This window comes from Zhongshania sp. R06B22, assembly GCF_040892595.1.
Lineage (GTDB): Bacteria > Pseudomonadota > Gammaproteobacteria > Pseudomonadales > Spongiibacteraceae > Spongiibacter > Spongiibacter arctica.
In genome coordinates, this window is sequence record NZ_JBFRYB010000001.1 from 2,852,350 (window position 1) to 2,875,791 (window position 23,442).

A 23,442-nucleotide genomic window follows, 5' to 3' on the forward strand; every position below is an offset into this window, starting at 1 on the left:
CCTGCTGCGATTCAGGACGCAGCTCTTTTCTTGCGGTAATCTGATACCGCTGCTTTGATCGCATCTTCTGCCAATACCGAACAGTGAATTTTCACTGGTGGCAAAGCCAACTCTTGAGCGATCTCGGTATTTTTAATGTGCTCTGCTTCTTCTAGCGTTTTGCCCTTCACCCACTCAGTGAGCAACGAACTAGACGCGATGGCAGAGCCGCAACCGTAGGTTTTGAACTTGGCATCTTCAATAATGCCCTGCTCATTCACCTTGATTTGTAGACGCATTACATCGCCGCAGGCTGGTGCACCAACCATACCAGTGCCAATTTCATCGGCACTGTCGTCGAACTTACCGACGTTGCGCGGATTCTCGTAGTGATCTAATACTTTTTCGCTATATGCCATGATATCGTCCTCTCGCGCTGAACAGCTTAATGAGCCGCCCATTCAATACTGTCTAAATCCACGCCGTCTTTGTACATATCCCACAAAGGCGACAACTCTCGCAATTTGTCAACTGCGCCGCGAACCTGCTTGATCGCGTAATCTACTTCTTCAGCTGTTGTGAATCGCCCGAAGGAAAAACGCAGTGAGCTGTGTGCTAATTCATCATTAAGGCCAAGTGCACGCAATACATACGAAGGCTCCAAGCTAGCCGATGTACAGGCTGACCCTGATGACACCGCCAAATCTTTGAGAGACATAATCAACGATTCGCCTTCTACAAACGCTAAGCTGACATTCAAATTGCCCGGCAGGCGCTTTTCAGCATCACCATTGATGTGAACTTGCTCAATATCTTTCAAGCCATCCCAAAACTGATTGCGCAAGGCCAAGGCATGCACTGCATCCTGCGCCATTTCTTTGCGGCCAATTTCACAGGCTTCGCCCATTCCGACAATTTGATGCGTTGGCAAAGTACCTGAACGCATGCCGCGCTCGTGTCCACCGCCATGCATTTGTGCCTCTAACCGTATACGCGGTTTACGGCGAACGTACAGAACGCCAACCCCTTTGGGACCGTACATTTTATGCGCACACATCGACAATAGATCGATTTTCATTGTCTCCATGTCGATAGGGATCTTACCCGAGGTTTGCGCAGCATCAACATGAAACACCACCCCATTGGCGCGGCACACTTCGCCGATTCCGGCGATGTCACTAATAGTGCCGATCTCATTATTGGCGTGCATGATACTAACTACAACGGTATCTTCGCGAAGCGCAGCAGCAACCGCTTCTGGCGTAATAAGACCTTTATCTGTCGGGTCGAGATATGTCACTTCAAAGCCTTCACGCTCTAGCTGGCGACACGCATCCAAGACCGCTTTGTGCTCAATTTTCGAGGTAATTATGTGCTTACCTTTTTTACTATAAAAGTGCGCGGCACCTTTAATAGCAAGATTATTTGACTCGGTAGCACCAGAAGTCCAAACAATCTCCCGAGGATCCGCATTCAATAGATCGGCAACCTGGCGGCGTGCGTTCTCTACCGCCTCCTCCGCTTTCCAGCCAAACATATGAGAGCGTGATGCCGGATTACCAAACACACCATCGGTGGTCAGGCAGGCCATCATTTTTTCTGCAACCCGGGGATCAACGGGCGTCGTCGCGGAGTAATCCAAGTAAATCGGCAATTGCATACACTTATCTCCAGATTCCCGATCACAGTCGGGGGGTAAACTAATCTAACGCTGTTAAAGTAATCGACTGGGTATTGCGCGCCCGCTGTATTTGGCGCGCCGACACGTTTTGAACATCACGTCGATCAACTAAACTAGCTAAACTGATGTCACTTAAAAAGTGATGGATCTGATCGCTGAGATCCGACCACAAATTGTGTGTCAGACACGTTTCACCGTCTTGACAGTCACTTTTCCCTGCACAACCGGTGGCATCTACTCGCTCATCGACTGCGTCAATAATCTCAGCAACAAAAATTGTCTCGCTGGGCCTACTTAAACGATAGCCGCCGCCGGGACCGCGCGTACTAAACACTAAATCTTTGCGACGCAACTTGGCAAACAGCTGCTCCAAATACGAGAGCGATATATCTTGTCGCCCCGACACATCAGCTAAGCTGATGGGGCCGCGGTCACCGTACAGCGCCAAGTCCAACATGGCTGTCACTGCGTAGCGGCCTTTTGTCGTTAGTCGCATAAACTCACCTACATTTTTCTACGGCCCAATTATGCAATAACCTAGCAAAACAGTCAACTATATACCCGATGGTTTTAGTAGGACTTAAACAAGCAATTGCGAGCGCCGATTAGGCTCCGTTACTGCCGTCATCATCCTTCATTTTTGCCTTGCGCACCCAGTATTGAGTAGAGGTGAGAATACCCCGCAGAATGTTCACTTCCATCTCATCTAAGCGAGTACGCTGATACAGGCGACGCAGTCTGGTCATCAGTTTTTTAGGCGCCTCTGGCCGCAAAAAATTAATCTCGCGCAAGGTTTCTTCAAGATGCACCAAGTAGCGATCTAGATCATCCGCGCCCGCAACAGGCACATCCCACTCCGCCATATCATTGCTACTCAACTCGCCGCTGAGGTGGGCCATCCGCAACTCATAGCTCAAGACTTGAACAGCCATCGCAATATTTAGCGAACTGTAATCAGGGTTGGCTGGAATATGGACATGCAAATTGCAGCGCTGCAATTCTTCATTGGTTAAACCCCGGTCTTCCCGCCCAAACACCACAGCGACCTGATGATCTACTGCGGCTTCTTGATAGGCCCGCTCCATGCAGTTGCGAGGGTCTAACATCGGCCATGGCACCGTGCGCTCGCGGGCACTGGTACCGATAACCAACTGGCAACCAGCTATGGCGTCAGCCAAGGTTTCGCAGACTATCGCCGACTCCAAGATGTCACCCGCGCTAGCGGCACGCCAGATTGCTTCATCATGGGGATATCTCTGAGGCTCGACTAAATACAGCTGCGATAAGCACATATTCTTCATCGCCCGCGCCACTGCGCCAATGTTACCGGGGTGGGAAGTGTTCACCAGCACGACACGAACATTATCTAGCGGACTAGCGGAAGTCTCTTGCGGGTTCAAATTCTGCGGACTCATAATCACGGCTCTTGTGAGAAGCCGCGCATTCTAACAGAAGCTTTCGTACAGGTCAGCGACTCAAAAGCCAACGTAGGCTCAGTCCGGTCTCACCAGCGCCAGCCTGAAAACCCTCACAAACCGCGATATCCGCAATTGCTGCTATTTCATCATCGCAATATATTAAAGGCAGAACATCCCGCTTCCATGGCGGCACATCCCACTCCTGGAGTAGCTTCTTTAGCGGCCTACTGTGCTCATGGCCTGCTATGCGGCAGCGCTCGCCACCACTACGGAAACGTACCGTCATTTTGCCGCGGGGCAGAAACTTACCACCAGCCTCAGCACTAAGGCGCCCCAAGCCCCTTATCAAACAGACTTGCTGGCCATCCCAGTCCTGCACAAGACCGCGATCGAAAACGTATCCCACTGGATCTCGCTCACAGGAAAGACGCCCGCGAAACGCTCGAATGGTCATACCATTATTTAGCTCGAATACCGGCTGACTATCGGGACTAGAGTGCAAAAACTGTCCCACAAGCTCTTCACTTTGAGCCTTATCTAAACGAATCCCAAGATGCTGAAGAACATAATGACGCAGCACCGCTCGCTGCCGCAAAGCATCAAACTTCATCAAGGCCTTAAGATCTAAGCTACCGTCAGCATCACTAATCGTGGTCACATCAGTGCTGAGATAGGCGCTCAATAAATTGTTCGTTTCAGCCTGCAACTCCGCGGCGCGAGCAATGCTATGTCGGTAAGCCGGCCAGACCTCTGCCAGTACTGGCATCACACGATGACGAAGAAAATTACGCCGGTAGTGCGGGTCGCGGTTGCTGGGGTCATCGATAAATTCAAGACAGTGCTCAGCCGCGTAAGCTTCAAGTTGTGAGCGCGCCATATTTAACAGCGGCCTAAACAGCGTAGCTCGCCCCAGTGGTCGGCTTACCGGCATTGCCGCTAAACCGGCCGCACCGGCACCGCGCATCAAGCGCAGTAAAAATGTTTCCGCTTGATCATCTTGGTGATGCGCTATTAACAGCACACTGCGCTCATCGACGATATCTTCAAACACTTTATAACGGGCCGCCCTAGCAAGACTTTCTACGCCCTGCCTGCGCCCCTCAATACTGACCGCTCGAACGTCGATGGCAATCCCATATTCATTGCACGTGCTTGTACAGTGAGCAGCCCAATGGGGTGAGTCTGCCTGCAATTGATGATTAACATGGATGGCACAAAGTTCTGGAAAGGGCTTGCCAGCACGCAAGGCTTCCTGCCGCAATCGCCAGGCAAGATGAAGCAAGACATGGGAGTCTAGACCGCCACTATAGGCAATATACCAACGCTGACAAGCCAAGTAAGGGGCCAGCGTTGCTGAAATAGGGGACAGTAGTTCAGTCATATAAGCTCCGCGCCCAGACGAACGCATTGCAGGCAGGACTTAGCCTAACAAAGCTTAGCTAACACCGTAAGACATTAAACGCTCGTAGCGCGTATCAAGCAGTTCTTTTTCTGACAAGCCCTGCAATCGGGTAATTTCGGTCGCAATATGATCACGCACCCGCGCCGCACTCAGATCAATATCGCGGTGCGCGCCACCACGTGGCTCGGGAATAGTGGCGTCCACAATACCCAGCTCTTGAAGAATGGTAGAGGTCAAACCCATCGCCTCTGCCGCATCTGGCGCAAACTCTGAGCTCTTCCAAATAATATTGGCGCAGCCTTCTGGCGAAATAACAAAGTAGGTTGAATATTGCAGCATCGCAATATGATCACCAACACCGATACCCAGGGCTCCACCGGAACTCCCCTCACCAATCACAACGCAGACTATCGGTGTTTTGAGGCGTGACATCACCGCAAGGTTTTGTGCAATCGCCTCACTGATGCCGCGCTCTTCACTGTCGATACCTGGGTATGCGCCCGGGGTGTCAATTAAAGTGACAATTGGTAAGTGATAACGCTCTGCCAGCTCCATCAAACGCAGGGCTTTGCGATAACCCTCGGGTTTAGGCATGCCAAAATTGCGTTTTACTTTCTCAGTGACACCGCGGCCTTTTTCCTGACCAATCACCATTACCGGCATGCCGTTAAGCTTACCAATACCGGCCACTATCGCGGAATCATCACCAAAATGACGATCGCCGTGCAACTCGTCGAAGTCGGTAAAAATACGACGAATATAGTCAAGCGTGTAGGGCCGCATTGGGTGACGAGCGATCTTGACCACATTCCACGGAGTCAGATTTGAGAAAATCTTTTCCGTCAGCTTGCTACTTTTCTCACGCAGCTTGGCGATTTCTTCAGTGATATTGAGGTCGTTGTCGCTTCCGACTAGCTGTAGCTCTTCGATTTTGGCTTCCAGCTCAGCAATCGGTTGTTCAAAATCAAGATAGTTCGGATTCATTGCTCTACTTTATTCGCTTGTCAAATTCAGGAAACGACCACATTTCATGCCGATAAATGGGCCCACTCAGACGTTAGATTATACGTTAATCGTAATTGATCACCACGTTATTTGCGCCACACTCGTCACGCAATCGCAGTAATAACTCATCATTTGGCAGGATTCGCCAATTGTCACCCAGACAAATACGACCTTCGCCCTCTGGGCGACGGTAATGGATAACTACCGGGCAACGACCACCTCTGGCCACATTTAAAGCCCCTTTCAGGCGATCAAGACCTTCATTTCCCAAGCTGTCAGCGGAAACCGAAATCTGCAATTCTTTGGCGCTCTGATCCCTTGCCTCAGCGATACTTCGCACCGCCTTAACGCGCATCTTTTTGCCACCGCTATACTCATCATTGCTACAGACACCCTCAACGACGATCACGGTATCCTTCACCAGCTTCTCACGGCAGGCGTCATACGCGTCGCTGAACAAGGCAACTTCGATGCGAGCGGTGCGATCATCCAATAACACAAAGGCCATGGTATCACCGCGCTTATTTCTCATGGTCCGCGTACTCATCACTAAGCCGGCAATGGTTTGCGGATGCTTTTCCGGGTTTAGATCCACAATCTTTTTTGGCACGAAACGTCGTAGCTCAGCTTCGTAGTCGTCGATAGGGTGCCCGGTAACATAAAGTCCAAGGGTTTCCTTCTCACCCAGCAAGCGCTCCTTACTCGTCCAGCGACGCACGTCTTGAAAGGGTGCATATACATCGCGGCTGACGACGGCTAAGGTCTCGCCAAACAAGTCAGTCATACCGCTGTCGGTATTCTTAGCTGACTGCTCGGCCCCTTTTACAGCCTCAGGCATGGCCGCCATCAAGATGGCGCGATCTTCACCCCAGTCGTCAAAAGCACCCGAGCGAATCAGCGCGTCTATCGCTCTCTTATTTACCTTTCGCGGATCAGTGCGCTCACAAAATTCAAACAAGTTTACAAATGGCCCGCCCGCATTGCGCGCCGCTATCATATTCTCAACTGGGCCTTCGCCCAAACCTTTAATCGCGCCCAGCCCGTAAACGATCTGACCGCGATCGTTAACCGTGAACATATACTCACCTTCATTTACCGAAGGCAGTTTATAGTCCAGTTTCATTTCCCGACATTCTTCGATAAAAATAACGATCTTATCGGTATTATCCAATTCCGAACTCATTACCGCGGCCATAAATGGCGCCGGATAATGGGTCTTCAACCAGGCGGTTTGATAGGAAACTAAGGCGTATGCAGCAGAGTGCGATTTGTTAAAACCGTAGCCGGCGAATTTCTCCATCAAGTCAAAGATGTTAGACGCGAGCTCTTCCTGAAAGCCTTTTTCAACCGCACCAGCCTGAAATAAGACCCGCTGTTTTTCCATCTCCTCGGGCTTTTTCTTACCCATGGCGCGACGCAATAGGTCAGCACCACCAAGAGTGTAGCCACCCATTTCCTGGGCAATCTGCATTACCTGCTCTTGGTACAAAATAATACCGTAGGTCGGCCCCAAAACCGGCTTCAAACAATCATGTTGATATTGGGGATGCGGATAGGCTACCTCTGCCCGCCCATGCTTGCGGTTAATAAAGTCATCAACCATCCCTGACTGCAGAGGTCCCGGACGGAACAGGGCCACAAGAGCGATAATATCTTCAAAGCAATCTGGCAGTAAGCGCTTAATCAGGTCTTTCATACCCCGAGATTCCAACTGGAATACCGCGGTGGTTTCGGCCCGTTTTAACAGTTCAAAGGTAGCCCTATCCTGCAAAGGAATCGCCATGATGTCCAGGGCGGCTTCATCTACTTGAGCGCGCTGAGCATTTATAATTTTGAGCGCCCAATCGATAATTGTCAGGGTTCGTAAACCCAAGAAATCAAACTTAACGAGACCCGCGTCTTCGACATCGTTTTTATCAAACTGGGTTACCAGACCACCGCCGGCATCATCGCAATACAGGGGAGCGAAATCCGTCAGCTTCGATGGCGCAATCACCACCCCGCCTGCGTGTTTACCCACGCCGCGCACCACACCTTCTAATTGCACTGCCATGTCCCAAATTTCTTGGGCGGCTTCGTCGTTTACCAAAAACTCACGCAAGACTTCTTCTTGTTCATGGGCCTTGGTAAGTGTCATCCCAACTTCAAATGGAATCATTTTTGAAAGTTTATCAGCAAGACCATAGGGCTTGCCCTGCACCCTCGCAACATCACGCACCACAGCTTTTGCAGCCATCGTACCAAAGGTAATAATTTGACTAACCGCGTCGCGACCATAATTGTCGGCGACATAATTGATAACCCGGTCGCGACCGTCCATACAAAAATCGACATCGAAATCGGGCATCGATACCCGCTCAGGGTTCAAAAATCGTTCGAACAGTAAGTCATATTGAATAGGGTCAAGATCAGTAATCTTTAAGGCATAGGCTACCAGTGATCCCGCACCGGAACCCCGACCAGGACCCACAGGAATGTCATGATCTTTGGCCCACTGGATGAAATCCATAACGATCAGGAAGTAACCCGGAAACCCCATTTGCAGAATAACGTTGAGTTCAAAATCGAGACGATCTCGATATTCTTTTTGATGATCGACAAACTCAGGCGAGTTGCTATCAAAAAGAAAGTCCAAGCGCTCGTCCAGGCCGTTATGACATAGCTCACGGAAAAACTCTTCCTGGGTTTGGCCCGCTGGAATGGGGTATTCGGGAAGATAATAAGTACCGAGTTGAATAGTTAAATTACACCGCTTGGCTATTTCAACGCTATTCTGCAAGGCCTCAGGAATATCAGCAAATAAGGCCTGCATCTCTTCGGCGCTGCGCAAGCATTGTTGCTCGCTGTAATTTCGCGGCCGGCGCGGATCATCCAAGACTCGACCATCGCGAATACAAACCCGCGCCTCATGAGCATCAAACTCATCGGAATCTAGAAACCGGACATCATTGGTGGCCACCACCGGACAGTCGGCCTGTTCCGCCAAGGCAACAGCCGCATGCAGATACTCATCTTCGTACTGCCGACCGGTTCGCTGCAATTCAATATAGAAGCGATCTGGAAAAACGCCGAGCCAACGAGCGAGACTAGCAGCCGCTGCCTGTGGTTTACCTGCCATCAGCAATTGACCCACATCGCCCTCACGGCCGCCAGACAAGGCAATAAGCCCCTCACTTGCCTGCTCCACCCAGCTGCGATTAACGTAAGCCCGACCCTGATACTGGCCCTCTAAATAAGCGCGCGATATTAGTTCTGTAAGATTGCGGTAGCCCGTTTGGTTTTGCGCTAGTAAGCACAGCACACTCGTCTGATCGGGATCATCGTCGTCACGCACTAACAGGTCACTGCCGAAAATCGGCTTAATACCTGCGCCGGTCGCCGCCTTTTGAAATTTGATCAGCGCGTAAAAATTATTGAGATCAGTCAATGCAACCGCCGGCATATTAAGATCGGCGACCCGCTTCGCCAAAGCCTTAACGCGTATTAAGCCATCGACGATTGAATATTCGGAATGCACACGCAGGTGAACGAATTGATCTGCAATCATTGCTCAGCCTCTAAGATAGCCCGGACTGGAGCATAACTACGCCGATGAATTGGCGTAACACCTAGGGATCTCAAAGCCGCCAAATGGACCTTGGTTGGATACCCTTTGTGACCCGCCATGCCATAGCCTGGATATAAAACATCCATTTCAGCCATTTCGCGGTCGCGGATTACTTTTGCCAAAATCGACGCAGCGGCGATAGCAGGCACTCGGCTGTCACCTTTGACTACCGCTTGGGCGCGGTAGGGCCAATTTGGCAGACGATTACCATCTACCAACACAAATTCGGGTTGCACTGCCAAACCAGCGACGGCGCGATGCATGGCCAATAGACTTGCCTGTAATATATTCAGCTCGTCGATTTCGGCCACCGACGCTCTGGCAATGCAATAACTCAGGGCCTTCTCTTTTATTTCGATAAAAAGTGCTTCGCGGCGTTTTTCTGTCAATTTTTTAGAATCATTCAAACCGGAAATAGGTTTTTGAGGATCCAGAATAACGGCGGCCGTCACAACGTCACCGCACAAGGGCCCCCGCCCCACCTCGTCAACACCTGCGGTTAATAGCGGAACATCAAACTCGGCAAATAAGTCATCAATCTCAGACATCCTCGACTCCGGCGCATTGCAGCACAATGTCAGCAGCGCGCTCGCTAGCTCCACGCGCTAACTGCCGGTGAATAATTTGGAATTCGGCTACCAAGGTGTCGCGGTGATTCGCATTATTTAGCTGCTCTAATAATAGCGGACCAATCACCTCTGCACACACCTCATCTTGCAATAACTCAGGCACCAATGCTCGCTGCGCTAATAAATTAGGTAGCGAGAAGAACGGCGTCTTCACCAGGCGAGAAAATATTTGGTAAGACCATTTACCAAATCGATAAGCGACCACCATCGGCCTCTGCAGAAGTAAGGCTTCAAGACTGGTAGTACCGGACGCCATTAACACCACATCCGACGCCGCCATCACGGTGCGAGACTGGCCAAGCACCACGCGCACTGGTAAGTCCCTAGAAAGTGTCGCCACCGCCTGCAATATCTGCTGCTTGCGCTCCACATTGGCGGCCGGAATTAAAAATTCAATATTTGGCTGCGCAGACCGCAACCATTGCGCCGCATTTAGAAAGGGCTCGATAAGCTGGGCGACCTCCCCACTGCGGCTTCCGGGCAAAATCGCTAGCACCGGATGACCATCCTCAACATCAAGTTCTGTTCTGGCCTCTGCACGCTGATCATGCAGTGGAATCTGATCTGCCAAGGGGTGGCCCACACAGGTCACCGGAACACCGTGTTCTTGATAGAACTGCTCTTCAAAGGGAAACAGGGTAAGCATATGATCTACCGCCTTAGCGATTTTCTTCACCCGCCCCTGTCGCCAAGCCCATACCGATGGACTGACATAGTGCAGTGTTTTCATACCACGCTGACGCAGATACAGTTCAATATTTAGATTAAAATCAGGGGAATCAATACCGATAACAATAGCAGGCTGCCAGGTCAAAAAATGCGCCTTTAATAAGCGCCGCAGACGCAGCAACTCAGGCAGCCGCTTCAGCGGCTCAACAAGACCCATCACCGACAAGCGGTCCATATCGCACAGACTCCGGCAGCCCTGCTCGATCATCAGCGGGCCACCCACACCTTCAAAGATGGCACTGGGGTGACGTTGCTTAATTGCGCGAATTAAATCAGCGCCCAAAATATCACCAGAGGCTTCTCCAGCAATAATACCGATTCGCAATACAGTCATAATATAGCCATTTATCGCGGCCGGATGGTGCGAATTAACGCACAATGCCGCGTTGAGATTGTTTCAATGAATCTACCAACAATTGCACTTCGGGGAACTCAGCAGAAATAGGTGCTAACGCCATTAAGGCTTCTTCTACCGTTTTGTTCTGACGATAAATAATTTTATAAGCGCGGCGAATGGCCGCAATAGCGTCCGCAGTAAACCCGCGACGCTTTAAGCCTTCACTATTGATGGTCTTTGCTTGCGCGGGTGTACCACTCACGGTCACATAGGCGGGGACATCTTTACTAATCCCGCAACCAAACCCGGCAAAACTGTGGGCACCAATATGACAAAACTGATGAACAAGTGTGAAGCCGCTTAAGATAGCCCAATCGCCAACAACCACATGACCGGCCAGCGCTGCATTATTAACGAGAATACAGTTGTCTCCGATCACTGAATCATGACCGACATGCACATAAGCCATCAGTAAATTCTTATTACCTATAATGGTCTTACCGCGATCTTGAATCGTACCGCGGTGAATAGTGACGCCTTCGCGAATCACATTATCGTCGCCGATAATTAGCTCCGTGGCTTCACCCTTATACTTCAAGTCAGGGGTATCATCACCAATAGTCGAAAACTGGTAGATGCGATTATTCTTACCAATTTTTGTTGGCCCCATCAGCACAACATGAGAGCGAATATCAGAACCTTCGCCGATCTCTACGCCTGCACCCACTATTGTCCAGGGGCCCACTTTTACACCCGCGGCGAGTACCGCGCTGGGGTCAATAATCGCGCGGGGATCAACTACTGCGGATGGATGAATATTATCTGTCACTATCAACGCTGCCGATCAATGCACAAAATGGTTGCCGAACAGGCCAGTTTATCGTCAACAAATGCCTGGCAATTGAACTTCCACAGCCCTCTACTATCGGATACATACTGCGCTTTTAACACCAACTGATCGCCAGGTACTACTTGACGTTTAAAACGCGCCTTATCTACCCCGGCAAACATATAGATCGACCCTTCTGAAGGTCTTTTATCCAGTGTTTTAAAGCCCAAAATACCTGCGGCCTGAGCCATTGCCTCAATGATCAACACACCCGGCATAATCGGTAAATCCGGAAAATGGCCGTTAAAAAAGTCTTCATTTCCGGTCACGTTCTTTATAGCAACGATAGATTCTCCGAGTGTTAACTCCAACACTCGATCAACCAACAAGAACGGAAAACGTTGCGGCAGGTATTCCTTTATTTCATTAATGTCCATCAGCATGTCTCAGCCTTCACCCTCGTGATTATTCTTTAATCGCTTTTCTGAAAGAGCCAAACGTAAATAAAGCTCACTAAACCGCGCAGCGGTTTTTTGTCGCACAGCAAATTCAGTCGCTGCGAACGTCCCTGAGTAAAACCCAGACTACACAATCAACTTAGCAATCCAAGCCGACACCGCATTAAAAACGTCTACAACACTTGCAATATGAGCACTGTCCACGACCAGTAGATGCACTACCCTCGTTCAGTAAAACTATTGCTGCATCTTTGGCTGTATCCAATCCACCACCTCCAAGAACTGCGGCAGAATGCGGCGGGCAAGATACCTTGGACGCTAATTTCAAACACAGTATTTGAGAAAAAGTTTAACCAGGATGATTAGACACTACTCAATGAGACTAGTCTGCAAGGAGATTCCTGACTGCCTTTTAAAACCAAGTTATTAGGCAGCCAAGCACTAAGCGAGACTAAACACTCTCGCTTAGATAATTATCTACTTTGTTTGATTCAATTTATCTGCGACTTTTGCCGTGATATCGAAGCTAACATCAGCATGCAGCACCTGCTTACGCGGCAACAGCAAACCAATATTCTCTGCCTTGATAAGGTCTGGCAAAATTTGCTGTAGCTTTGGTCCCAGCTCTTGAAGAATAGACTGAGCTTCCTGCTGATTTGCCGCCTCTATTTTACGCGCAAGGTGCTCGCCATCATCTCGAGCAGTATCAATTTTATTTTTAACAGCCAGACGTTGCTCGGCGCTCAAAATATCAAAATCACGCTGAAACTGCTCAACCTGCTTGTCATAATTCTTCTTTAATGCTTCTAGTTCAGAAACATTTTTTTTGTATTCTGCTTGATTGCGCATAGCCGTCAAACGCTTCTTCGCGACATCGGTATTAAGTACCGCAGCCTCAACATCAAAAACGGCGACTCGGCCTTCTGCCATAGTGCCGCAAGCCCACAATACCATTACTGCCGCCGCGATAACTTTGGAAAACTTCATATACAACTCCTACTGATTATTGTGTTAATAATTAAATTCTTTCAAACAGGGTTTAAAAACTACGCCCTAATGAGAATTGGAATATTTCTTCTTCATCAATCTTTTCAGCGTTCAGCGCTCTACCGAGGCTAAAGGTCAAGGGACCAAAGCCAGTGATCCAGGTTACACCAACACCAGCAGACGTTCGCAAACCTGAAATCTCTGGGGTTGAGCAGTTAACCTGAGTAGAACCGCACTGGGTGCTAAATACATTACCTGCATCAAAAAACAAACCACTGCGGACAGAACGTTGATCTTTCACAAAAGGAAGGGGAAACAGTAATTCTATACTGCCCTCTATTAATACATTGCCACCGAAGGGGTCTGGGTCACGAGTGAAGCTATTGGCGCTATCTACCACCAATAAGCCGGTCGCAGGATCTAAAATATAAGCCCCTTGTGCTGACAGTGCCAAGGCATTGCCCGAAGAATCGATGGCCGTAGCAGCCTGGCTAATTCTATAAATATCGGCAATAGAGCTACGGGGACCTAAGGTATTAGCTTGATAACCCCGCACCGAACCAAAACCGCCCGCGTAGAAATTCTCATAGAACGGGAGGTTTTCTAGCTCACCATAGCCATCACCATAGCCCAATTGAGTTCTGAACCTCAGGGTAAAACTATTAGTAACAGGAACGTATATCTGCCCTTCATAGCCTAGCTTGAAATACTCTAGGTCAGAGCCTGGCACCGCCACTTGTAAAGACAAAGATTGCGCGGCACCGCGAGTCGCTAACAAACCGCGGTTTAGAGTCGATTGACGCCAAGAAATACCGGCGGTGAAGTTATCAAACTCTTCGCCATATTTATCTAAGAACCCTTCTTCGCCGCTATCAACTAAGGCATTGGCAGGCAAATTATTAATATTCTCGAGCACCTCGGCCACATTGTAAGTCCCGGTTACGGGATCTAGCTGACTCACAAAATAGTTGTCGATAATATCTAATAAGCGCGGGCTACTCTTAATTTCTTTTACTGCGCTTAGACCCGCATCGATTGAAGTCCGATTAACACCAAGATCGAAACCAAGACGCTCAGTTTCAGAAATAGGGTAGCCAAAGTTAACGCTGGCGCCATAAGTGTCAGAGGTGTAACTGGCGACGTTTATTTCTTCAAAATCGGTAGCACGGTAAAAGATGGAAAAACCGCGACTCACACCATCTTCTGTAAAATAGGGATCTAGATAATTGAAATTAGCACTGCTCGCAAAGTTACTGCGGGAAATACCGAAACCAACTTGCTTACCGGTGCCAAAGAAATTATTTTGCTGGATATTGGCGCTCAGGAGCAAACCACTGTCCTGCGAGAAACCAACACTTGCACCAAGACTACCAGAGCTTTGCTCTTCAACTTCATAGCGCAGATCGATCAAGTCGTCGGTACCTGGAACTTCTAAAGTGTCCACCTTGGCTTCTTTAAAGTAACCAAGGCGCTCCAAACGAATCCGCGACAATTCAATTTTATCTGCCGACGCCGGCGCACTTTCAATCTGACGCATTTCTCGACGTAATACTTCGTCAGAAGTCCGCGCATTACCTTCAAAATCAATGCGTCGGACATAAGTGCGTTTGCCGGGATCAATAAAGAATTTTATATCTACGGTTTTGTCTTCTTCATTGGTCTCAGGTATGCCGCGGACCTTGGCAAAATTATAGCCTTCGTTGCCTAAGCGTTTGGTAATAAACTCTTCCGAACTGGTTACCAAAGCCTGTGAGAAAACCTGGCCTTTCTGCACCAAGACGAAGCGCTTTAAGTCGTCTTCAGGCAACACTAGATCACCGGATAACTCTGCGCTGCTGATGGTATATTTTTCACCTTCAATGACATTCACGGTGATATATACAGATTTTCGATCAGGACTAATCGCAACTTGAACCGAGTCCGAGTTAAATAATAGATAGCCGCGATCTAAGTAATAGGAATTAAGCTTTTCTAGATCGCCTTTGAGCTTTTCGCGAGAATACTTATCACTACTACTGAAGAAGGAAAATAAACCGCCTGCTTTTAACTCAAACAAATCCAGAAGAGTGTCGTCGTCGTACACGGTGTTGCCAACAATATTGATGTGTTCAATGGTCGCATTACTGCCTTCATCAATATTGATACTGACCGAAACACGGTTGCGCGGCTCAGCGACAACATCGGTTTCAATACTGGCGTCATAGCGGCCCTGAGATACGTACTGCCGAGTCAACTCCATTTTCATGCCGTCAAGCGTGGAACGCTTAAAGACTTGGCCTTCAGCAAGACCTGAATTTTTCAAGCCATCCAGCAGGGCGTCGGTAGCCAGCGCTTTGTTTCCCTCTAAATTAATCGTGCTGATCGCGGGGCGCTCAACGACTTTCACCACAAGTATGTCACCATCCATACCAATCTGGATATCGTCGAAGTTACCCGTACCAAACAGCGCCCTAGACGCGTTTGCTACGCTACGGGTACTGACCAAATCGCCAATACTTATTGGCAGAGCGGAGAACACCGTCTCCGACGATATTCGCTGTAGGCCTTCTACGCGAATATCTGAAATCGGCAGTGAATTTTGGGCAACAGCGAAAAGACTCACCGACCACAGGAAAAAACTAAATGCTAAAAAGCGTTTCATCAACAGCTAAAAACCAAGGCTTTGTGCCAACGCCAAATCAAAACTGACGCCACCACTGTGTAAGATTAAAAGTATTGCATTATCTTAGAGACTAAAGGCGCAACACATCGTTATATATCGCAAAAACCATCAAACATACTACTAGTACCAAGCCCGTCTGATTAGCCCACACCTGTACCTGTTCTGCCACCGGCTTACCGGTGAGCCACTCTACCAGAGCGTAGACAATATGCCCGCCATCCAATACAGGAATTGGTAATAAGTTTAAAACGGCAAGGCTGACACTCAACAATGCCAAAAACGTCAGCCATGCAAAAAATCCGTACTGCACTGAGGAGCCCGCCACTTTAGCAATGGTTATCGGCCCACTCAAGTTTTTCGGCGATAACAGACCCATCAACATCTTTTTAATTGACGATAAGGTAAGAGCGCTCATCGTCCAGGTTTTGTCAACTGCTGCAACAGCCGCGCCAATAAACCCGTATTCCGTCATTCTCTGCATTTCCTCAGGCCAAGAGGGCATTGCAACACCCACTCCAACATAGCCATATGCCTTAGATCCCTCATCGAGCTTGCGTTCTGGCGTCATTGTGAGCATGACGCGCTGATTGTCACGCTCAACCGTCACCGAAACCGCTTGTTCTGGCTTTAGCCTTACCTGCTCCACCCATTCCAACCAAGTGTTAATAGGCTGACCATCCGTCTCAAGAACCAAATCTCCAGCACGCAGCCCCGCTCGCTCGGCCGGGCTTTCCGGCATGACTGATTCTATTCTTGGAATAACTTCCGGCACGAATAAGGTCACGCCCAACTCGCGCACCGGATTTGGCTCTTCTACGTCATGCATCCAATCGGTCAAGGACACAACTTTTTCGCTCACCAGACCTGTGTCAGATGAGCGCATATTGACTAGGATTTCGCCGTTTTCCCCAATGCGATCCAGAAGCTGTAGCTGCAGAGCTTCCCATGTCGGGGTCGCCTTGCCGTCGACGGACAAAAATTCTTGGCCGGCGATAATCCCTGCTCTCTCGGCCAGAGAACCTGCTTCTACCTTGGCGACGATTGGCGCAACACCGCTAACGCCATTTAAGAAGATCAACCAATAGACCAGAATAGCCAGGATAAAATTTGCCAAGGGCCCAGCCGCCGCAATGGCAATGCGCGAACGGGGTGTTGCGCGATTAAACGTTTGATCTAGTAACTCTTCAGGAACATTACCCTCGCGCTCGTCCAACATTTTAACGTAGCCACCGAGTGGAATGCCGGCGATAACATATTCAGTGCCACTGCGATCAGACCAAGATAGCAAAGGCTTGCCAAAGCCCACGGAAAACCGCAAAACTTTGACGCCACAACGCCGCGCGACCCAAAAATGACCGAATTCGTGCACTGTTACCAAGATGGCTAAGGTTAGCAGTGTCACTAGTATCGTCTGTAATATGTCCAACAAATTCTTTGCCCTATTTCATGCTAACGGTCAGTCTATTCAAAACCACTGAGCCGTATCGATTATCAATTAAATCAAGGCTTTCTCGGCAATAATTGCCACTGCCAAAACACGAGACTTGCTGTCCGCTTGTTGGACATCCGCGAGTGATTGCGGTTCAACAATTTCTAGCGTCAACATAACCTGCTCTATAACCGTGGCAATATCGACAAACGCCAAGCGCCCATCAAGAAATGCTTCAACAGCAATTTCATTCGCCGCATTCAACACAGCTGGCGCTGTTCCGCCCCGCACTGCAGCCTCACGCGCCAGCCGCAAACACGGAAAACGGTGTTCGTCTGGCGCCTCAAAATCCAAACGCGCCTGACTAATAATATCTAAAGTGCCAACCCCGGACACAATACGCTCCGGCCACGCCAAGGCATGTGCGATAGGCGTACGCATATCTGGATTACCAAGCTGCGCCAATACCGAGCCGTCAATATACTCAACCATCGAGTGAATAACACTCTGGGGATGAACAATAATATCAATATTCGAGGGGGCTGTATGAAATAACCAACAAGCCTCAATTAGCTCTAGGCCCTTATTCATCATAGTTGCTGAATCAACGGATATTTTGCGCCCCATTGACCAATTAGGGTGCGCGCATGCCTGATCTGGTGTCACACCAGCTAAGTCTGCCAAGGCTGTGGTCCGAAACGGCCCGCCTGAACCGGTCAGCAAAATACGTCGAACGCCATTAGCAAAGGGGCTGCCCTGACCGCTGCCTAACTGATTTTGGGGCGGTAAGCATTGAAAAATCGCATTGTGCTCGCTATCTATCGGCAATAAAATTGCGCCATGACGCTCGACAGCGTCCATAAACAGCGGCCCAGCCATCACTAAAGCTTCTTTATTTGCTAATAAAACCTTTTTACCCGCTTCAACCGCCGCCATGGTTGGCAGCAAACCCGCCGCCCCCACAATCGCCGCCATCGTCACGTCAGCCTCACGCGCCACTGCACACAGGCCGTCTTCCCCGCCAAGCACCTCGGTACTCAGACCAGCAGACGCAAGTCGATCGGCAAAGGACTTAACAAGAGTCGTATCAGCCAATACCGCATAGCGCGGAGAAAACACTTCAATCTGTTCAAACAATGTATCTAGATTGCGATTAGCCGTTAAGGCGTAAACGCAATAACGCTCAGGATGACGCGCCAATACGTCTAATGTGCTGACACCTATAGAGCCGGTAGAACCCAGCACAGTAACTGACTGCATCAGGCCCATCCCGTTGCCATCAAACCCAAGGCAAACACCGGTGCTGCGGCCGTAATACTGTCTATACGGTCCATTATTCCGCCATGCCCCGGCAACAGGTGGCCACTGTCTTTAATACCGCGATGGCGCTTGACCATACTTTCCAATAGATCCCCTAAGACCGAGGCCAAGACGGTCACTATCACAAGACAGATCAAGGGCAATAAACCGATTGGTATCGCTCCCGGCGACATCCGCGCCAATACCACCCACAACAAGGCAGACAGTAAAGTACTTGATGCCAAACCACCCCAAAAACCCGCCCAAGATTTTCCTGGACTCACCGCAGGAGCAAGCTTGGCTTTTCCAAAGGCGCGGCCCACAAAATAAGCACCAATATCAGCAGAAGCAACAAGGGCTATTACGAGTACAATCAACCACACCCCGCCGCTTAAGCTTCTTAAATAACAAAGGGCCAGCCACGCCGGCACCAAAACCAGAAAGCCCATTAAGGCCCTCATCCAAAGCGGACCCCAAAGCCCCGCACTTGACGGGTAGGACTTAACCCAAAGCAAGGCGATAGCCCACCAAAGACTGGCAGCAACAACAATTTCCTGGACCTCGGCCTGATCAACACTGCCAAGTAAATCTATCTTCCACCCAGCGACCGCCATCAGCAGGCCACATGCTGCGACATAGAAAATGCGGGATAAATTACTAGAGAAGCCAGTCATATCTGACCATTCCCAGGCAGCCAGCAACACAACAAGCGCAAACACTGCCGACAAAGCAGGCAGAGACAAATAAGCCAGTGCCGCCGATAGCGTGGCTACGATCAACACCGCGGTGATGATCCGCTGCTTTAACATAAACTGATTCCTTTATTCAGGCGTTTCTGCATTATTATCATTATTTCGACCGCCAAACCGCCGCTCTCGAAACGCATAGGCATCAAGCGCCTTATCTAACTCTTCTGCGTTAAAATCAGGCCAAAAACAATCGGTAAAATATAATTCGCTATACGCTAACTGCCACAGCATAAAATTACTAATTCGCTGTTCACCGGCAGTGCGAATGCAAAGATCTGGCTTAGCAACATCTGCAAGTGCAAGATAGCTATCAAATAACTCAACACTAAAATCATCAGTGCTGAGCTCGCCAGCTTTGACTTTTTCTGCCATTGCTTTAGCAGCGCTAACAATGTCCCACTGGCCGCCGTAATCAACCGCGATGACCAACTGCGTGTCTCGATTAAAACGGGTTAGCTGTTCGCTGTAATCCATTTGCTTGCGAAGCGCCGCTGAAAATTGGCTGCGTTCACCAATAAACCGCATTCGCACGCCATCAGCATGTAGCTGCTTGGTTTCACTATCGAGATAGCTTGAAAATAGCCGCATTAAGGCTTGAACTTCGAGGGTTGGCCGCTGCCAATTTTCGCTAGAGAAAGCAAATAAAGTAACAATTTCTACGCCGCGCTCTCGGGTTTTCTTTAATAGCGGACGTATTACCTCGACGCCGGCGCGATGGCCAGCGGACGATTTCAAACCCTGCTGTTTAGCCCAGCGATTATTGCCATCCATAATGATGGCAACGTGCCGGGGAACACTCTTAGGCGCGGAATCCCGCGTTGTTACTGGCATTTAAACAATTCAGCTCAACGCTCAAATTTCCATCAGGTCGGCTTCTTTCGCCGCCAGTGCTTTATCAACTTCAGCAATATACTGATCGGTGATTTTCTGCACATCATCCTGCGCGCGACGCTCTTCGTCTTCGCTAATTTCTTTCTCTTTTAGCAAGTCTTTCAAGTCAGACAGCACGTCGCGACGCGCATTGCGAATTGATACCCGCACGCTTTCAGCTTCCTGCCTAGCCTGCTTGATATAACCCTTGCGGGTTTCTTGGGTAAGCATAGCCATTGGAATACGGATCACGCTGCCAGCAGAGCTAGGATTCAAACCCAGGTCTGACTTCATAATCGCCTTTTCAATGTCGGGAACAATATTCTTTTCCCAAGGCGTTACTGTCAATGTTCTTGAGTCTTCGACACCTATATTCGCTAATTGCGATAGGGGCGTATCGGTACCGTAGTAAGACACCCGCAAGCCATCTAATAAACTAGGGTGTGCGCGGCCGGTACGAATTTTATTGAAATTAGTTCCCAAGGCCTCGATAGTCTTGGCCATACGCTGCTTAGCGTCTTCCTTCAAATCATCTATCACGACGTTTCTCCTCGCGTGTTGCGGCGGCACCAACCAGAGTACCCTCTTCGCCTCCCACCACAATATTCAATAAAGCCCCCTGCTGCTCCATCGCAAAAACCCGCAACGGCATATTATGGTCACGACACAAGCAAATCGCGGTCAAGTCCATAACTTCGAGCTTTTTATTCAACACTTCATCGTAGCTGAGATAATCATACTTTACAGCATCGGGATCGAGCATGGGATCTGCACTGTAAACACCGTCTACTTTTGTTGCCTTCAATACCAAATCCGCATCAACCTCAATGCCGCGTAAGCACGCTGCAGAGTCGGTTGTAAAAAACGGATTACCTGTACCGGCGGCAAAAATAACTACTTCACCACGGGATAAGGCACGAATCGCCTTGCGACGATCATAGTGATCAACAACACCACTCATGGGAATCGCAGACATCACCGAAGATTTTATATTACTGCGCTCTAACGCATCACGAAGCGCCAAGGCGTTCATTACTGTAGCCAACATACCCATATGATCGCCAGTCACACGATCTAAGCCAGCGGTTTGCAGTGCCGCGCCACGGAACAAATTCCCGCCGCCAACCACTAGACCAACCTGCACACCGATACCAACCAGTTGACCAACTTCAAGCGCCATACGGTCTAATACCTTGGGATCAATACCAAATCCCAGGCCACCCATCAAAGCCTCACCGCTTAATTTAAGCAGTATGCGCTTGTATTTCTTATCTCGAGCTTGGCTAGACATTTTTCCTACCCCACCACATTACACGATATTATCAAGACACCTGCATATCGCCTAAAGTAAAGCGGGGCCCGCAGGCCCCGCTAACATTAGTGGCTTAGCCTTTCAGCTGAGCAGCCACCTCGGCGGCAAAGTCTACTTCTTCTTTCTCGATACCTTCGCCCACTTCAAAACGCAAAAATGTTTGAATATCGGCATTGCTGTTTTTCAGCAACTTGCCCACGGTAAGCTCAGGGTCTTTAACAAACGCCTGATCAACCAGAGAGCTTTCAGACAAGAACTTGCGAATCCGGCCTTCAATCATCTTTTCAATGATCTCAGGTGGCTTGCCGCTCTCGGCCGCTTGCGCTGTAAAGATTTCACGCTCTTTGGTGATTTCTTCTTCAGGCATATCGGCAGATTTAGCAACCCGCGGATTTACTGCAGCAACGTGCATAGCAACATCGCGTGCCAACTCAGAATCGCCGCCCTTCAGTGCAACCAATACCGCAATACGGTTATTAGAATGCACATAGCCATCAACTACGCCATCTTCTGCACTAACAACCAATGAGCGACGCACGGAAATATTCTCACCGATTTTTTGAACCAGCGCTTCACGTGCAGACTCCAGCTCACCACTCATCAATTCAGCAACATCAGTCGCCTTAGTAGCGAAAGCCTTATCAACTATTTGGGCAACAAATGCCAAGAAGCTGGCATCACGCGCTACAAAATCTGTCTCGCTGTTCACTTCAACCGCAACGCCGTAGCTGCCATCTTCTGCAATTTTGATGCTAACAACGCCATCGGCCGCAGTACGACCCGCTTTTTTAGCTGCCTTAAGACCGCTAGACTTGCGCATTTCTTCAATCGCTAATTCGATATCGCCATTGGCCTCATTAAGTGCTTTTTTACACTCCATCATGCCAAGACCAGTACGATCGCGTAATTCTTTTACCATTGATGCTGTTACAGCCATCCTAAAATCCTCTTAATTACCTTAAGCGTGTTAACTCAAGTTCGAGATCAGACACAAAAACAGGCGTCTGCTCAGTCAATATCCAAAAAAAGGGGGCCTTGCCCCCTTTCGCAGACTGCTTAGCGGGCCAATTTACTCGGCGGCGCTTTCGCCTTCTGGTGCAACTTCAACAAACTCGTCTTTAGCAACAAGTTCATTGGCAGCCGCACTAATAGCAACATCGGCAATGGCAGTGACATACAATTTAATCGCGCGAATTGCGTCGTCATTACCTGGAATAACAAAATCTACGCCATCTGGGTTGCTGTTAGTATCAACGATACCGAACACTGGAATACCCAGCTTGTTAGCTTCCTGGATAGCAATACGCTCGTGATCTACATCGATGACGAACAGTGCATCAGGCAAACCAGACATGTCTTTAATACCGCCAATGGAGCGCTCTAGCTTCTCCATATCACGGCGACGCATCAGCGCTTCTTTCTTGGTCAACTTATCAAACGTACCGTCTAAGCTCTGTGCTTCAAGCTCACGCAAACGACGCACAGATTGACGAATAGTTTTGTAGTTAGTGAGCATGCCGCCCAACCAACGATGACTTACAAAAGGCATACCAGCGCGGGCAGCTTGTTCACCGATAATCTTACTTGCAGCACGTTTAGTACCAACAAATAGGATTTTGTTCTTATTAGCGGCCATTATAGCAATGGCATCCAAGGCACTATTCAATGCAGGAACGGTGTGCTCGAGGTTAATAATGTGGATCTTGTTACGCGCACCAAAAATGTATGGTGCCATTTTTGGATTCCAATAACGGGTCTGGTGACCAAAGTGAACACCGGCTTGCAGCATTTCACGCATACTTACATGAGACATGACTTTTCCTTAATAAACATCGGGTTACAAACTTGCAGAGATCCCATAATCCAACCCCAACACATGTTGAAGCACCCGGGATTACGTGCCGATTTCTGCGCGTCATTAATCCAATAATAGCTCGTGCCATTATTGGGGCGCGTATTTATACCACAGACCCCCTATCACATAAAGTACAAACCGCTTTTGAGGCTAAAATTCCGCGATGTCTTCGCTACCCATAAAGCGATGGTTTACAATAGCCGGC

General features: G+C 49.2%; 21 protein-coding genes. All 21 read right to left on the reverse strand.

The genetic code is table 11. The annotated features are described in order from the left end of the window. Window positions 1-11 precede the first annotated feature (11 nt). A complete protein-coding gene (gene iscU / locus AB4875_RS13020; RefSeq protein WP_368376486.1) occupies window positions 12-398 on the reverse strand; it encodes a Fe-S cluster assembly scaffold IscU in 387 nt (128 codons plus the stop codon). Window positions 399-424: 26 nt separating this feature from the next. Next, on the reverse strand, window positions 425-1,639 hold the full coding sequence (locus tag AB4875_RS13025) for an IscS subfamily cysteine desulfurase (protein WP_368376487.1): 1,215 nt from the start codon (window positions 1,637-1,639) through the stop codon (window positions 425-427). Between the two features lie 40 nt (window positions 1,640-1,679). Then, complete coding sequence (locus tag AB4875_RS13030; RefSeq protein WP_368376488.1) at window positions 1,680-2,156, reverse strand: Fe-S cluster assembly transcription factor; 477 nt, start codon at window positions 2,154-2,156, stop codon at window positions 1,680-1,682. A 109-nt stretch (window positions 2,157-2,265) separates the two neighbouring features. Next, the gene (trmJ, locus tag AB4875_RS13035; RefSeq protein ID WP_368376489.1) at window positions 2,266-3,075 is read right to left on the reverse strand and encodes a tRNA (cytosine(32)/uridine(32)-2'-O)-methyltransferase TrmJ; all 810 of its coding nucleotides are present in this window, start codon (window positions 3,073-3,075) and stop codon (window positions 2,266-2,268) included. Window positions 3,076-3,127: 52 nt separating this feature from the next. Further along, a complete protein-coding gene (tilS, locus tag AB4875_RS13040) occupies window positions 3,128-4,459 on the reverse strand; it encodes a tRNA lysidine(34) synthetase TilS (protein ID WP_368376490.1) in 1,332 nt (443 codons plus the stop codon). A gap of 54 nt (window positions 4,460-4,513) precedes the next feature. Continuing rightward, window positions 4,514-5,464: an acetyl-CoA carboxylase carboxyltransferase subunit alpha gene (locus AB4875_RS13045; RefSeq protein WP_368376491.1), complete on the reverse strand. Its 951-nt coding sequence runs from the start codon at window positions 5,462-5,464 to the stop codon at window positions 4,514-4,516. An 85-nt stretch (window positions 5,465-5,549) separates the two neighbouring features. Then, entirely contained in the window at window positions 5,550-9,032 is a 3,483-nt protein-coding gene (gene dnaE / locus AB4875_RS13050) for a DNA polymerase III subunit alpha (RefSeq protein WP_368376492.1), read from the reverse strand. Continuing rightward, the gene (gene rnhB, locus AB4875_RS13055; RefSeq protein WP_368376493.1) at window positions 9,029-9,640 is read right to left on the reverse strand and encodes a ribonuclease HII; all 612 of its coding nucleotides are present in this window, start codon (window positions 9,638-9,640) and stop codon (window positions 9,029-9,031) included. Before rnhB ends, dnaE begins: the two co-directional genes overlap by 4 nt. Beyond that, a complete protein-coding gene (lpxB, locus tag AB4875_RS13060; RefSeq protein ID WP_368376494.1) occupies window positions 9,633-10,784 on the reverse strand; it encodes a lipid-A-disaccharide synthase in 1,152 nt (383 codons plus the stop codon). The genes rnhB and lpxB overlap by 8 nt, the downstream gene beginning before the upstream one ends. Before the next feature lie 34 nt (window positions 10,785-10,818). Further along, on the reverse strand, window positions 10,819-11,622 hold the full coding sequence (gene lpxA, locus AB4875_RS13065; protein ID WP_368376495.1) for an acyl-ACP--UDP-N-acetylglucosamine O-acyltransferase: 804 nt from the start codon (window positions 11,620-11,622) through the stop codon (window positions 10,819-10,821). After that, window positions 11,619-12,056 carry a 3-hydroxyacyl-ACP dehydratase FabZ gene (fabZ, locus tag AB4875_RS13070; RefSeq protein WP_368377084.1) on the reverse strand — a complete coding sequence of 146 codons (438 nt, stop codon included), beginning with the start codon at window positions 12,054-12,056 and terminating at the stop codon, window positions 11,619-11,621. Before fabZ ends, lpxA begins: the two co-directional genes overlap by 4 nt. Before the next feature lie 495 nt (window positions 12,057-12,551). Beyond that, window positions 12,552-13,061, reverse strand: a complete 510-nt coding sequence (locus tag AB4875_RS13075) for an OmpH/Skp family outer membrane protein (RefSeq protein WP_368376496.1) — start codon at window positions 13,059-13,061, stop codon at window positions 12,552-12,554. A 52-nt stretch (window positions 13,062-13,113) separates the two neighbouring features. Further along, window positions 13,114-15,702: an outer membrane protein assembly factor BamA gene (gene bamA / locus AB4875_RS13080; RefSeq protein ID WP_368376497.1), complete on the reverse strand. Its 2,589-nt coding sequence runs from the start codon at window positions 15,700-15,702 to the stop codon at window positions 13,114-13,116. A gap of 91 nt (window positions 15,703-15,793) precedes the next feature. Then, on the reverse strand, window positions 15,794-17,152 hold the full coding sequence (rseP, locus tag AB4875_RS13085; protein ID WP_368376498.1) for a sigma E protease regulator RseP: 1,359 nt from the start codon (window positions 17,150-17,152) through the stop codon (window positions 15,794-15,796). A gap of 66 nt (window positions 17,153-17,218) precedes the next feature. Further along, window positions 17,219-18,412 carry a 1-deoxy-D-xylulose-5-phosphate reductoisomerase gene (gene ispC / locus AB4875_RS13090; protein ID WP_438273526.1) on the reverse strand — a complete coding sequence of 398 codons (1,194 nt, stop codon included), beginning with the start codon at window positions 18,410-18,412 and terminating at the stop codon, window positions 17,219-17,221. Beyond that, entirely contained in the window at window positions 18,412-19,260 is an 849-nt protein-coding gene (locus AB4875_RS13095) for a phosphatidate cytidylyltransferase (RefSeq protein WP_368376500.1), read from the reverse strand. The genes ispC and AB4875_RS13095 overlap by 1 nt, the downstream gene beginning before the upstream one ends. 12 nt (window positions 19,261-19,272) lie before the next feature. Beyond that, complete coding sequence (gene uppS / locus AB4875_RS13100; protein WP_368376501.1) at window positions 19,273-20,031, reverse strand: polyprenyl diphosphate synthase; 759 nt, start codon at window positions 20,029-20,031, stop codon at window positions 19,273-19,275. A gap of 21 nt (window positions 20,032-20,052) precedes the next feature. After that, window positions 20,053-20,610 (reverse strand): ribosome recycling factor, encoded by a 558-nt coding sequence (frr, locus tag AB4875_RS13105; protein WP_368376502.1) that lies wholly within the window; start codon window positions 20,608-20,610, stop codon window positions 20,053-20,055. Next, a complete protein-coding gene (gene pyrH / locus AB4875_RS13110; protein ID WP_368376503.1) occupies window positions 20,600-21,361 on the reverse strand; it encodes a UMP kinase in 762 nt (253 codons plus the stop codon). Before pyrH ends, frr begins: the two co-directional genes overlap by 11 nt. A 94-nt stretch (window positions 21,362-21,455) precedes the next feature. Then, the gene (gene tsf / locus AB4875_RS13115) at window positions 21,456-22,319 is read right to left on the reverse strand and encodes a translation elongation factor Ts (RefSeq protein WP_368376504.1); all 864 of its coding nucleotides are present in this window, start codon (window positions 22,317-22,319) and stop codon (window positions 21,456-21,458) included. Between the two features lie 132 nt (window positions 22,320-22,451). Beyond that, window positions 22,452-23,195: a 30S ribosomal protein S2 gene (rpsB, locus tag AB4875_RS13120; protein ID WP_368376505.1), complete on the reverse strand. Its 744-nt coding sequence runs from the start codon at window positions 23,193-23,195 to the stop codon at window positions 22,452-22,454. Window positions 23,196-23,442: the final 247 nt, after the last annotated feature.

Coding starts and splice junctions, on each gene's coding strand:
- AB4875_RS13025 (WP_368376487.1), bottom strand. CDS start 1,639: ATGCAATTGCCGATTTACTTGGATTACTCCGCGACGACGCCCGTTGAT.
- tilS (WP_368376490.1), bottom strand. CDS start 4,459: ATGACTGAACTACTGTCCCCTATTTCAGCAACGCTGGCCCCTTACTTG.
- bamA (WP_368376497.1), bottom strand. CDS start 15,702: ATGAAACGCTTTTTAGCATTTAGTTTTTTCCTGTGGTCGGTGAGTCTT.
- AB4875_RS13075 (WP_368376496.1), bottom strand. CDS start 13,061: ATGAAGTTTTCCAAAGTTATCGCGGCGGCAGTAATGGTATTGTGGGCT.
- rnhB (WP_368376493.1), bottom strand. CDS start 9,640: ATGTCTGAGATTGATGACTTATTTGCCGAGTTTGATGTTCCGCTATTA.
- pyrH (WP_368376503.1), bottom strand. CDS start 21,361: ATGTCTAGCCAAGCTCGAGATAAGAAATACAAGCGCATACTGCTTAAA.
- rpsB (WP_368376505.1), bottom strand. CDS start 23,195: ATGTCTCATGTAAGTATGCGTGAAATGCTGCAAGCCGGTGTTCACTTT.
- trmJ (WP_368376489.1), bottom strand. CDS start 3,075: ATGAGTCCGCAGAATTTGAACCCGCAAGAGACTTCCGCTAGTCCGCTA.
- lpxB (WP_368376494.1), bottom strand. CDS start 10,784: ATGACTGTATTGCGAATCGGTATTATTGCTGGAGAAGCCTCTGGTGAT.
- uppS (WP_368376501.1), bottom strand. CDS start 20,031: ATGCCAGTAACAACGCGGGATTCCGCGCCTAAGAGTGTTCCCCGGCAC.
- AB4875_RS13045 (WP_368376491.1), bottom strand. CDS start 5,464: ATGAATCCGAACTATCTTGATTTTGAACAACCGATTGCTGAGCTGGAA.
- dnaE (WP_368376492.1), bottom strand. CDS start 9,032: ATGATTGCAGATCAATTCGTTCACCTGCGTGTGCATTCCGAATATTCA.
- AB4875_RS13095 (WP_368376500.1), bottom strand. CDS start 19,260: ATGTTAAAGCAGCGGATCATCACCGCGGTGTTGATCGTAGCCACGCTA.
- iscU (WP_368376486.1), bottom strand. CDS start 398: ATGGCATATAGCGAAAAAGTATTAGATCACTACGAGAATCCGCGCAAC.
- ispC (WP_438273526.1), bottom strand. CDS start 18,412: ATGCAGTCAGTTACTGTGCTGGGTTCTACCGGCTCTATAGGTGTCAGC.
- tsf (WP_368376504.1), bottom strand. CDS start 22,319: ATGGCTGTAACAGCATCAATGGTAAAAGAATTACGCGATCGTACTGGT.
- AB4875_RS13030 (WP_368376488.1), bottom strand. CDS start 2,156: ATGCGACTAACGACAAAAGGCCGCTACGCAGTGACAGCCATGTTGGAC.